Annotated in this window: 2 protein-coding genes; one reads left to right on the forward strand and one right to left on the reverse strand. The window is 69.4% G+C overall.

Annotated elements, in window-relative coordinates:
* Positions 1-113 precede the first annotated feature (113 nt).
* Positions 114-617, forward strand: a complete 504-nt coding sequence (gene rraA / locus ACK4TH_RS11880) for a ribonuclease E activity regulator RraA (protein WP_409626732.1) — start codon at positions 114-116, stop codon at positions 615-617.
* Here rraA and ACK4TH_RS11885 read toward each other — a convergent pair.
* Positions 596-1,333 (reverse strand): sulfite exporter TauE/SafE family protein (locus ACK4TH_RS11885; RefSeq protein WP_409626734.1); only part of this gene is annotated, 738 nt, incomplete at its 5' end. The two genes, rraA and ACK4TH_RS11885, sit on opposite strands and share 22 nt — an antisense overlap.

A 1,333-nucleotide genomic window follows, 5' to 3' on the forward strand; every position in this document is an offset into this window, starting at 1 on the left:
TGTCCGCGGCGGCAGGGCCGGTGTCCCCGCCACCGTTCGCCAGCGCCGCGATGGTGGGGTTTGGGCCATCGCCTATGATGCGAACTGGATCGACTTCCATATTGCTTGTGCCCATGACGACCGCGTTTTCCACCTGCGATCTGTGCGATGCCCACAAGGGCGACACGAGCGGTGCATTCCGTGTGCTGCCCCCGGTGTTTCGGGATTTCGGCGGGCGTGGCCATTTCAGCGGCCCGGTGAGCACCGTCAAATGCCACGAGGACAACAGCCTGGTCAAAGCCGCGCTGGACGAGCCCGGGTTGGGGCGGGTGCTGGTCGTGGATGGCGGGGCGTCGCTGCGGCGCGCGCTGGTCGGGGGCAATCTCGCGGCTGCGGCGGCGCGCAACGGCTGGGTCGGGGTGGTCGTGGACGGTTGCGTGCGGGATGTGGCCGAGCTGGCGGCGGCTCCCGTCGGCATCCGCGCCCTGGCGGCCATGCCTTTGCCCACCGACAAGCGGGGCCAGGGACAGCGCGACGTCGCCGTCCAGATTCAGGGCGTCTGGGTGCGCCCGGGGGACTGGTTATACGCCGATGCGGACGGCATCGTCGTCGCGGCTCAGCCGCTCCACGCCTTGTAAGCCATCGTGGCCGCCAGGCCGTACAGAATCAGCGCAAAGACGCGCTTGAGGGTGGAGACGGGCAGGGCATGGGCCACGCGCACCCCCACTGGGGCCATGAGCACGCTGGCGCTGGCAATGACGGCCAGCGCGGGCAAAAAGATGAAGCCCAGCGAGCCTGCGGGTCGGCCTGCCACGTGGGCGCCCGACCAGATGTAGCCCACGGCGTTGGCCAGCGCGATGGGAAAGCCGAGCGCCGCGCTGGTGGCGACCGCCTGGTGCATGGCGACGTTGCACCAAGTCATGAAGGGGACGCTGATGAAACCGCCGCCTGCGCCGACCAGGCCGGAGAGAAACCCGATCACACCCCCGGCGGCCAGTTGCCCGCCTGGACCGGGCAGGCTGCGTTGCGCCGCCGGCTTGCGTGCCCTCAGCATTTGTGTGGCCGAAAAGGCGACGAAGCCGGCAAACAGCAGGGCCAGCCAGCGCCCCTGCACGATGCGAAAGACCCCCGCACCCGCCAGTGCGGCCCCGAGCACGATGCCCGGTGCCAGCCGCGCCACCAGATCCCAGCGCACGACGCCGCGTCGATGGTGCGCGCGCACACTGGAGATGGAGGTGAACACGATGGTGGCCATCGAGGTGGCGATGGCCATCTTCACCGCCAGATCGGCCGAGACGCCGCGGTGGCTGAGGATGAAGGTGATGAAGGGCACCAGAATCATGCCGCCGCCGAT

This window comes from Tepidimonas sp., assembly GCF_046292505.1.
GTDB lineage: Bacteria > Pseudomonadota > Gammaproteobacteria > Burkholderiales > Burkholderiaceae_C > Tepidimonas.

Excerpts from the sequence above, each read along its gene's own strand:
- rraA (WP_409626732.1), top strand. The coding sequence starts at position 114 with ATGACGACCGCGTTTTCCACCTGCGATCTGTGCGATGCCCACAAGGGC.